This is a genomic window from Chlorobium phaeovibrioides, from assembly GCF_003968655.1.
Taxonomy (GTDB): Bacteria; Bacteroidota; Chlorobiia; order Chlorobiales; family Chlorobiaceae; genus Chlorobium; species Chlorobium phaeovibrioides.
Genome location: NZ_RXYK01000002.1, coordinates 190394 through 199399, shown reverse-complemented (window position 1 = coordinate 199399; position 9006 = coordinate 190394). Strand labels below are relative to the sequence as shown.

Sequence of the window (9006 nt, the reverse complement as noted above, 5' to 3'; positions counted from 1 at the left end):
CGCGGCAGCGTAAACCGCCGACAGTTCTTTTCCCCATCCGCAGTGCAGACGGTACTCCGGCGGCTCTGCCGGTTTAATGTTGTTGAAGTGCTTTGAGTAGTACAGGGCGCCTGACGCACTGGTTCCTTTTTGCCAGTGCGTGAGACGCGTGGTAGAGAAGAGAGTGTTCTTACCCTACACTGCACAATAGCCGCTCACCGGGCGCAGTGCGTGTATTTCGCGCAGTGGGCCCAATGGCAAACTGCTGAGGTGCAGAGATCCAATGGGTGGATTCGATGAGCATAAAAAAAGCCCGGAGGGGATCCGGGCTATTGCTGAACAAATAATCTTCATTGGAGCTTACTTGCTCGTCCTCATGAATATGGCGTTTTCAATGCGCTCAAAGGCATTGGTGTATATCTGAGAATCCAGCACCGGTTCATCTTTTTGTTTCTCTGAGCCCATCCCCATATACACATGCTCGGTAAAAACGAAATTGAGCCTGACTCGGGTTACCGGCCCAATTTTCTCAATGAAACCCGTCGCAACAGTTTTACCTACATGCCGGCCGCTGAACAAAACTGTCTTTGTCTCTGCTGGACTTTCCGCGTTGATGAAGCCTGAAGCGATGTCCGCGGATTTGATATTATACCCCATATCCTGAAACACCGAAATAACAGCCGGGAACACAACATCCTTTCCCGCCGAGTACTCTCGAGCCTGCATACTCTGGATCTCCAGGGGAACCATTACAGGCCGAACCGACCCTGTGCACCCGCCAAGCAGTATAAAAGAGCAGGCAAATATCGATATGCTTTTCTTCATCGCTCCATCATGGTTTAGAAGTTTGACACCCGGCTGTTGAAGTCCGCCACGACATCGCTCGCATCGAACTTTATGATCAAGGTGATCATGCTTGACGATGACTCAAACCCTGAATTGTAGTTCCGCTGCCCCGCAAGCACCACGGTCCAATAATTTTCCTGCCCGGATGATTGCGTCACCTGTGCCGCCCGCTGATAAGACCACACCTCACGACCAGATCCGTCCCTCGTCGTTATATTGGGTGCCCCAAAGGCTTCGAGCACTTCCGCCTTGGTGGTCTTCCCGACCACGAGATTCATCTGCACATTGCCCTGCGTGAGCGGCGAGTTCTTCTGTGTCAGCGGCTGATGAGCAGTTGAGCACCCGGTGGCGCCAAGGGCAACCAGTGCACACAACAATAGACGTTTCATTCCGGGGCCTCCTCATTTCAATTGAGACTTCGCAACACGAAGCCAGTCAAGCACATTACAGTCAAGGCATTTACTCCCTCATAGTACACCCTTTGTGCGTCAAATCCAACAACATCACCCAAGAGCGAATGCCCGAACCCCTAAACCGCTCAGCAGAACGCCATAACATTTTTTGAAGATGACACACATTCAACACGAACCGGCACACAATAATACATATATTTTGTGTATTGCCTGCGCAGAAAAGAAGAACGCCACATTTAACAGTAAGCGCCGGGCAATACTACACGCAACCATCAATCAAACCTGGAGGTTTACCATGGCATCCTATGAAAAACTCGAATTGACCTATCTGAAAATTCTCCGCAAAGCCATCATTTTTTTTGCATCACTCTCACTGGTCGTGGTGATTGTTGCCTCTGCCATAGGACTCTTTAATATCGGAGCCTTCAATTTCCCCTCAAGCAATGCCCCCGACATTACAAGCACGGACGTTGTAGAAGTCCTCACCGCGAAAGACAACGAAACACCCGATGCAGCTCCAGCAGTCTCCAAGGAGCAGAAAGAAAAAGACCCCTTCCAGGAATACTATGACCGCTGCTATAGCGCCATACATGATTTCTCGACCACACACGACCCGAGCTACCCTTATGAATTTAGAAAAGGTCAGATCAGGACCCGGAGCAACAGCTTAGACGAGCAAGACATTGCAAAGGCCTATGTGTCCGGACTGGCTGATACGCTTGAAAAAGCCCTGAAGGATAACGCTGTCATAGAGCTTACAAAAAAAGACCATGCGCTTGACATTGCCATCAGGGTCTATGACACGTATAACACGATGTTCTATGAAAACCTGCAGGCAAAGATCAACAAGAAGGAAGCCGATGCCTCTGAAGCCGCAATGAAACGAGCAGGCGGCTTAGGCATACTCACCTTTGCCGGAGGAGCATTTCTTTCATTCCTGCTCCTTGCGTTCCTCATGATATTCGTCAAGATCGAACTGAATCTCCGACAGATGGCCGAAAAGAACTGAGGGCCGCACCACCCTACTCCATCGACCTGCCGGCAGTACTTACAACGGCGTGCCGCATTAAAGCAAACGGGTGAGTCGCCCTGCCGACTGACCCGTTTTGCATTCCCCATCCCTTCCGGCGCTGTCGTTGCCCCCCGCAAAAACCGTAACGGAAGGGGCATACCGCTGCAGTTCAGGCTTTGGCGCGTGTTTTTGCTCTTCCAGTGCCCTGGCAAAAACCGTGACAAAGCCTGAACAGCGTTCTTCAACCGCCTTGGCGGGACGCTTGCTCTTCTTTTCCTTGCAAGCGGCGTGACAATGGCGGGCTTAGCGCTGAGTTCTGGGCAAGCGACAGCGCGCAGACTTTAGCGCTGTTGTATAACTCAAGTTATGTAAGCCCGCAGGGCGCGAAGCGGCTGTACTCAGCTTTACATAACTTTTAGTTATACACCCCTGGGGGCTTGACAGCGCCCCTCTTCCGCTGGGAGCTGGAGGGTGCGGGTTGGGGAGCCGTGAGGAACGAGCGGCGGAACACGCACCTGTAGGCGGAGGCGCATGGTATGTTTGAGCCGAGGTACCCCGAAGGCGGGAGAAAGAGCTTTCTGTTCTGGCGGGTGAGGTACTCCGAAGCGGCCGGCATGACTTTGTTTGCAGGGCTTTCGGGATTAGCTGAGAGCAACGGCGGATGCATGGGGGACACAGGAGCTCTTTGGTTTTGCGGATGTGTCCCCCATGTGGAGCTGTTGCGGGGGAATGTTGCTTGGTGGCGGGTTTGCGTTTCACCGCACGAGTGATTCCGCGAGAAGGGAGCCGGTACTCCGGCAACCGACCGCCTGGCTTCGCTTGAGGATGCGGTAAGGGTCCCGGCACGCTTTCGTGGTAGAGCATAGCCGGAGCTGCAGGGGTGAACGGGAGGGACGCCGTCAGGTGGCCCGTGAGTGAGCGCCCGGAAGCGAAGGCGGTGGATGGTGCGCTGGGGCAAGCTGTTGCGGCTGTGGTTGAGCGGATGAACTTGCCCGCACATTGGCCGAGCGAAGCGAAGGCCCGGGGTGCTTTGTCGGGTGCTTTCAAAAAGAGTATACAATTGCTGTCTTTTTTGGAACACACAAAAGAGTATACAATTGCTGTCTTTTTTGGAACACACAAAAGAGTATACAATTGCTGTCTTTTTTCAATATCCGGGCGGGTGCTGAAGGCTCGCGTTTTTCTTTTGCGGGCGGATGCCCGCCCAAGTTCCCTGTTTGCCGACAGCCGTTCAGGCGGAGGCCTTGTTTCGAAGCGACAGCGGCGTCAGCGCGCTCTTATGAGGGGTGGGTCTTCCCCCTGTTTTTCTTCCCCCCTCCCCCGTCTGTTCTTTTTTCTTTCATGGTGGCGCTGGGGTGCCGGGTGCAGAGGCACCGTGTGGCGAGTGCCGAAGCTGAAGGGCGGAGTGGAGGCGGAGGGCGGAGACGCGAGGGACGAGCGGTCTGTAAGCCCGTAGCTGGAACGACAATCCGAAAGCGAAGAAGCGAGGTGCATAGGGTGCCGCATTTCGGGGTGCTTTCAGGCGGCAGGGAGTGCGGGCGGAGGAACGCAAGGGACGCCGCGTTGTGGAGTCCGGCGCGACAGTTTTGGGCTTGCGTTGCGGGAACAGGCCTAAGGCGCCTTGCTGAGTACCGGAGCCGGAAGCCAGAGCGGTAGCGGAAGGTCGCCTGGTGCAAGGAACGAAGCACCAAGCGCCTGGAGCGTTAGCGAGGTGCTGGAGGTGGAGGAAACGGAAGCATGTGGCGCCTCTTCAGGGCGGGTGCGGCTTATGGGGAGCAAGGGCGTAGAAACGCAAGGGAGCGCAGCGTTTTGAAGCCTTTGGGACGGTTGCGAGTTGGCTCATAGTGCATCAGGGCTGGGGCGCTTTGCGGCCAGAACGGAGCTGGAGGGGGCGAAGCGGTAGTGGAGACGAAGCGACGCAAGGGACGCAGCGTTGCGGAGTCGGAACGTCAGCGAAGCCTCCCGCAGGCGGAGGGGCGACTGCCATGCGCCCTCTTCAGCGCGGGTACGGTCTACAGGGAGCATGGGGCGGCCGGCAATCGGTACTCCGGCGCCGGATGTGCCCGATGTGACAGTTTCGTTCGGAGCACTGATGCCACGGGCGGGAAGTGTTCGGAGTAGTGCGAACACCTCTAACATCTATAGCCTTTAATAGTGACACTCTAGGTGTTAGAGGTGTTCCGGGTATTATGACTTTCATGGATAACGATGCGGAGGGCCGGACCGCGATGCTTCGCCGGCTGTTGCCGTTTACCTTTCTCCCCATCCGCCGTCCGGCGCTGCTGTGCCGAAGCGGAGCGAGCGGGAGTGCAGGCGAAGCGTCAGCGGAGACGGAACGGGAGGGAGTGGAGGCGGTGCGGTGGTGGGTGTGGCACGTGACGAGCGGCAAGAGTGTGGCCCGGTTCGGAACTGTCCCGCAGTATGCCAGGCATAGCGCGGGCAGGCTGGGCCACTCCGTTCAGCATATTCGCCCCGCATTTTCATGCAACCCGCATCCCCGGTCAACCTGCGCCCAAATCGCAACCATGCACCCCGGGTCCCCCACTCATCATTTTGAAGCGATGTACGCCTATGGGTCCAGAGAACGCTGAACCATGCCCACAAGATTATTGATGCTGAAGGGTTTGCTGATGAAGTTCACTCCTTCCTGAAGCGATTGATGAGGGTAAAGGCTTTTGAGGGCGTAGCCGGACATGAACAGGCCTTGCAGGTCTGGATTAGCTGCATGCATCCGTTCATAGAGCCGAACACCGTTCATGCCCGGAAAGCCCACATCAGCGAGAAGCAGGCTGATAGCCTGCGGGTCATGTTTGAGGGCACTTTCGGCATCAGATGCAGAGCGCACCCGGTATCAATTTTTCTCAAGCAGCATCTGAAGGAGCTGCACAATATCCGGTTCGTCTTCAACCAGGAGAATGACCTGTCTCTCCTCGACAGCCGCGTCCGTTACCTCATATTCGGCAGATGCTGCTGTTGATGCCGGACTACCGTACAGGGGAAAGGACCGGGTGCAGGCGGTTCCATAACCCTGTTCGGTGATGCATGCACCATAAGCGGTGTTCTGTTTCATCGTTTCATCTCCTGTTGATAATTCCAAACCGGTTCCGTCGCCTCCGATCATCAGGCCATCGAATCGAGGAGATCGGCTATTGCCCGGGCGCGCTTCCCGAACGCAACCGGCTTCGGAATGAAAACATGGGCTCCTGCACCGAACGCCTTACGCCGGTCATCAATGGTGGCACGGGCTGAGAAGAGCATGACTGCAGTTCTGGTATTGATGCGAAGGTAGCGGACGAGTACCAGCCCATCCTGATCGGAAAGGGAGGGATCAATCAGCGTCAGATCGTATGAAGCGCCATGGAATGCTACATAGCAGCTGATTGCCTCGGTAACCGTGGTGACCTGGTAGCCTTCACGTTCCAGATACATTGCTATGCCTTCTGCCAGATCCCGGTCATCATCCACAATGAGAATACTTTTCCCTTTTCGTTCAGTCTGTGTCATCCTTATGCCGTTAACAGAGAAGTGCATGCATGCTCCTGTACGACATTCACCGGATTCGGCGCCTCGGGTTATGAACCAGCGAGAGCTTGTGTAGCGATGCATCCGGCGTTAGCAGCCGCAACCACCATTGCGAAAGATGCGAGTAGATCATGGCATGCCTCAACCGGTAGGTATGGTAATGCCTCATCAGGCCGAGATAGGAGTTGATACTGGACTGCAACACCGAACGCTCACGATGGTTGGGACGATGGTCCTCAGCAACCCTGTTATGGCGCATGATCGCGCGATACATATTCCCCTTGGTCCGGTTGGCGATGTAGGTACGGCGGGGTTTAAGAACCACACCAAGGAACTCCACCCCTCGCGAACACTCCTCAAGCACTATTTTACGGGGATGCAGGCTCAGCCCCAGCCTCCGGGCAAGGTACTCTCCAGCAACCGGTACCAGCGCCGCAAGAAACCCCCGGTCTTCATGCACCACAAAAAAATCATCCACGTACCTCCCATACCACTGCAGCCCGAGATCGTGCTTCATGAAATGGTCAAACCCGTTCAGGTAGAAATTGGCAAAGATCTGGCTGGTCAGGTTGCCGATTGGCAACCCGCACCCCGGCTTTGCATGAAAGAGGCTCTTGTCGGGCGGAAGCCCGTCCCAGTCGGAACGCTTGCACTTGACAACGCAGTTGGCTGCAGGATCGAGAAACACAACCTTGCGGCACAGTGCAAGCACCGCGGGCAGGTCCGGCTCCCGGTACTGCGCATTCAGAAACTCCTCCAGCATATCGTAGAGCCGCCTGCGGCTGATGCTCATGAAAAAACCACGGATATCGAGCTTCAAGACCCAGCACTCCCTGCTGTAGTTCCCTGAACAGCTCCGGATGCTGTGGCCGAGCCGCCGGATGCCGAGATGGGTACCCTTACCCTCCCTGCACGAATAACTGTCGTAGATAAACGAACGCTCAAACAGCGCGTTCAGCTTATTGATCAAAAGATGATGCACGACCCGGTCGCGGAACTGCGCCGCAAATATCTCCCGCTTCACCGGCCGGTCAACAATAAAGGCAACCGACGTGCCCGGCATATACTGACCGCTGTTGATTTCCCTGCACAGCTCAACCAGGTTCTCTTCGTAATTCAGTTCAAAAGCCATTGCGCTGGCGGTTCGCCGCTTATGGCGCCGACAGGCCGCATACGCTTCAAAAAGATCATCAAGCTGAATGGGCCGGGCCGACTCCGGGAGCGGACGGTCGAAGAACAGGTCAAGCTGCCGCGTCGCCCCGTTCATACAACACACAGCCCGGAGTGTTCAGGCTCCGGGCAGCATGCCTGCCGGTTCAAAACCCCGCACAGGACGAACCCTGTTGTTGTTGTTCTTGTTGTTGTTGTTCTGGTTGCCATTGTTGAAGTTCTGGTTCCACGCGTTGTCAGCATTGTACTCCGACGAACTCCAGTAGTTGTTGGCTCCAAAACCGCCAACACCAATAATGCAGTGATGTCAGGATACCAGGAAGGACCCTTCCTGGTATATCATGTACTGCCCCCCCCGAGGGCGCAGCCCCGTGGGAACAGTCTCACTGCCGCTTTTGAACCAAGCCTTGCACACTCCGGCAAGCCGTAACCAGCCGGACTCCGGCATTACCGACTGGCGTTCCGCCACCCGGTAACCTGTTTACCGATCGACTCCATGAGGCCCGCAACTTCAGCCTGCTTTTTCAGGGAGAGGATCTTCATATCCACACATAAACGCACCTCCAGTTTCAGCACTTCAAAATCATCAAGAAACACCTCAAGGTACTCCGCCTTGCTTTTAGCCTTATTCGCCCGGTAGATGCTCCGCACCAGCACAATACTGTCACGCTTGATGTCCTGACCGAGCGTATAGCGATACTCCCGAGGAAACTCCCTCGTATACGCAAAAAGCAGCAGGATCAACTGATACACATCGCGAAAAACCGGAAGGTCATAGTACAGTGCCATAATGAACCCGGAATATGCAAGGGGGCAAAGCCCCCCTGCACCCCCTGAAGAAAGGGTTGAAGTGATGAATGGTTAAAAAGCCCGCACAGGACGAACCCTGCAGTTGCCGTTCTTGAGGTTGACGACCTGGCAGCCACCGTCGAAGCCCTGGCCCCACGCGTAGTCAGCAGTGTACTCCGACGAACTCCAGTAGCCGTTGGCTCCAAAACCGCCAACAGCGGCTCTATTCGCATATAGCTGATTCAACTCGTCCTTGCTCGGCAGGTACCAGTCTGTATACCCGCCACCGTTGTAAGCTCTGGCAAGGCCGGCGGCGTAGGTTGTGCCTGCTTCATTTTGGGCAATGATCTTATCGGTATTGGCTGAACCCGTTCCGATTGCTGTACCGGTTTCAGAGACTGAGGTCGATTGGTATTCTGCAACCGCCCAGATGATGCCACTGCTAGCGTCTGCGGTAGCAGCAATGAGGCCGTGCGGGACATTCGCTTCATACCCTGGATCCTCGGCCTGTAGGATGTATGCAACGATGCCGCCGCCGTATGCTACGCCGATTGTCAATGAGGTATTGGCCGTCACCGTCACCGTATAGGCCTGCGTTGTTCCGTCCGCTGCCGTTACTGTGTATGTTTTGGGGGAGATGAAGTTATTTGCCGTACCGCTCGTCGGACTGACGCTGGATCCCGTTATCGTTACGGTTGGGCTTAAAGTCGTCAGGTCTGTGCCATACGGCATCGTTACCGCTATCGTCTTGGCACTCTCATCGATCGTTGTTGTGCCCTGTTGGCCTGTGATCGTGAACGCTGTAATCGCCTTGGCTGGGTTCTGCGCATTCGTCACCGTCACCGTATAGTCCTGCGTTGTTCCGTCCGCTGCCGTTACGGTGTATGTTTTGGGGGAGATGAAGTTATTTGCCGTTGTACCACTCGTCTGGCTTGTGGAGCCAACCTTGACAGTGGCGCCGTCGCTTACCGTGAAGGTGGAGACCAGGTCTGTCACCGTCGTACCGTACGGCACCGTCAGTGCTACGGTGTGATTAGTTTGATCTATTGTGCCTGTAACCGATGGAGTCAGCCCTGCAAAGCTGAACGCTGTGATCGCCTTTTCCGAACTTGCCGCCGACTCAACAACAATGCTCTTGACCCTCGCCCCCCGCCTTTGATTGGCGGCATCAGCAAGCAAAGAGAATGCCAGCATAGCCACAATGCCCAGCATCATCACCCTCCCGATACGGGAAGAGGCCAGAAATCCAACAGTTTTACGATAGTAGTTCATTGT

The 9006-nt window shown here is 55.4% G+C and carries 12 protein-coding genes; 2 read left to right on the top strand and 10 right to left on the bottom strand.

Annotated features, from left to right (window positions below):
• Positions 1-339 precede the first annotated feature (339 nt).
• Together EKD02_RS02605 and EKD02_RS02600 are read right to left on the bottom strand one after the other, a co-directional pair.
• Positions 340-804 carry a hypothetical protein gene (locus EKD02_RS02605; RefSeq protein ID WP_126341535.1) on the bottom strand — a complete coding sequence of 155 codons (465 nt, stop codon included), beginning with the start codon at positions 802-804 and terminating at the stop codon, positions 340-342.
• Positions 805-818: 14 nt separating this feature from the next.
• On the bottom strand, positions 819-1214 hold the full coding sequence (locus tag EKD02_RS02600) for a putative periplasmic lipoprotein (protein ID WP_126341536.1): 396 nt from the start codon (positions 1212-1214) through the stop codon (positions 819-821).
• A gap of 319 nt (positions 1215-1533) precedes the next feature.
• On the opposite strand from EKD02_RS02600, the gene EKD02_RS02595 reads away from it, so the two are divergent.
• Positions 1534-2247: a hypothetical protein gene (locus EKD02_RS02595; protein ID WP_126383674.1), complete on the top strand. Its 714-nt coding sequence runs from the start codon at positions 1534-1536 to the stop codon at positions 2245-2247.
• Positions 2248-3861: 1614 nt separating this feature from the next.
• On the opposite strand, the gene EKD02_RS10005 is transcribed toward EKD02_RS02595, so the two are convergent.
• Together EKD02_RS10005 and EKD02_RS02590 are read right to left on the bottom strand one after the other, a co-directional pair.
• The gene (locus EKD02_RS10005) at positions 3862-4029 is read right to left on the bottom strand and encodes a hypothetical protein (RefSeq protein ID WP_185805684.1); all 168 of its coding nucleotides are present in this window, start codon (positions 4027-4029) and stop codon (positions 3862-3864) included.
• 60 nt (positions 4030-4089) lie between these two features.
• Entirely contained in the window at positions 4090-4389 is a 300-nt protein-coding gene (locus EKD02_RS02590) for a hypothetical protein (RefSeq protein ID WP_126383672.1), read from the bottom strand.
• Positions 4390-4439: 50 nt separating this feature from the next.
• Between EKD02_RS02590 and EKD02_RS02585 the strand changes: the two genes are divergently transcribed.
• Positions 4440-4841, top strand: coding sequence for a hypothetical protein (locus EKD02_RS02585; protein ID WP_148102963.1), 402 nt, complete (start codon positions 4440-4442; stop codon positions 4839-4841).
• Here the strand turns inward: EKD02_RS02585 and EKD02_RS02580 are convergent.
• From EKD02_RS02580 to EKD02_RS02550, 6 genes are all read right to left on the bottom strand, one after another.
• Positions 4820-5095, bottom strand: coding sequence for a response regulator (locus tag EKD02_RS02580; RefSeq protein ID WP_126383668.1), 276 nt, complete (start codon positions 5093-5095; stop codon positions 4820-4822). The genes EKD02_RS02585 and EKD02_RS02580 overlap by 22 nt on opposite strands.
• Positions 5096-5101: 6 nt before the next feature.
• Positions 5102-5320, bottom strand: a complete 219-nt coding sequence (locus EKD02_RS02575) for a hypothetical protein (protein WP_126383666.1) — start codon at positions 5318-5320, stop codon at positions 5102-5104.
• 50 nt (positions 5321-5370) lie between these two features.
• Positions 5371-5781, bottom strand: a complete 411-nt coding sequence (locus EKD02_RS02570) for a response regulator transcription factor (RefSeq protein ID WP_244924385.1) — start codon at positions 5779-5781, stop codon at positions 5371-5373.
• A 19-nt stretch (positions 5782-5800) separates the two neighbouring features.
• Positions 5801-7039, bottom strand: coding sequence for an RNA-directed DNA polymerase (locus EKD02_RS02565; protein ID WP_126383664.1), 1239 nt, complete (start codon positions 7037-7039; stop codon positions 5801-5803).
• A 350-nt stretch (positions 7040-7389) separates the two neighbouring features.
• Positions 7390-7731, bottom strand: a complete 342-nt coding sequence (locus EKD02_RS02555) for a four helix bundle protein (protein ID WP_126383662.1) — start codon at positions 7729-7731, stop codon at positions 7390-7392.
• A 72-nt stretch (positions 7732-7803) separates the two neighbouring features.
• Positions 7804-9003, bottom strand: a complete 1200-nt coding sequence (locus tag EKD02_RS02550) for an SGBP N-terminal domain-containing protein (RefSeq protein WP_126383659.1) — start codon at positions 9001-9003, stop codon at positions 7804-7806.
• Between the last annotated feature and the right edge of the window lie 3 nt (positions 9004-9006).

Bases quoted from the DNA above. Each gene is read 5' to 3' on its own strand.
- EKD02_RS02555 (WP_126383662.1), bottom strand. From the start codon at position 7,731: ATGGCACTGTACTATGACCTTCCGGTTTTTCGCGATGTGTATCAGTTG.
- EKD02_RS02585 (WP_148102963.1), top strand. From the start codon at position 4,440: ATGACTTTCATGGATAACGATGCGGAGGGCCGGACCGCGATGCTTCGC.
- EKD02_RS02600 (WP_126341536.1), bottom strand. From the start codon at position 1,214: ATGAAACGTCTATTGTTGTGTGCACTGGTTGCCCTTGGCGCCACCGGG.
- EKD02_RS02605 (WP_126341535.1), bottom strand. From the start codon at position 804: ATGAAGAAAAGCATATCGATATTTGCCTGCTCTTTTATACTGCTTGGC.
- EKD02_RS02565 (WP_126383664.1), bottom strand. From the start codon at position 7,039: ATGAACGGGGCGACGCGGCAGCTTGACCTGTTCTTCGACCGTCCGCTC.
- EKD02_RS02595 (WP_126383674.1), top strand. From the start codon at position 1,534: ATGGCATCCTATGAAAAACTCGAATTGACCTATCTGAAAATTCTCCGC.
- EKD02_RS02590 (WP_126383672.1), bottom strand. From the start codon at position 4,389: ATGTTAGAGGTGTTCGCACTACTCCGAACACTTCCCGCCCGTGGCATC.
- EKD02_RS02570 (WP_244924385.1), bottom strand. From the start codon at position 5,781: ATGCACTTCTCTGTTAACGGCATAAGGATGACACAGACTGAACGAAAA.
- EKD02_RS02575 (WP_126383666.1), bottom strand. From the start codon at position 5,320: ATGAAACAGAACACCGCTTATGGTGCATGCATCACCGAACAGGGTTAT.
- EKD02_RS02550 (WP_126383659.1), bottom strand. From the start codon at position 9,003: ATGAACTACTATCGTAAAACTGTTGGATTTCTGGCCTCTTCCCGTATC.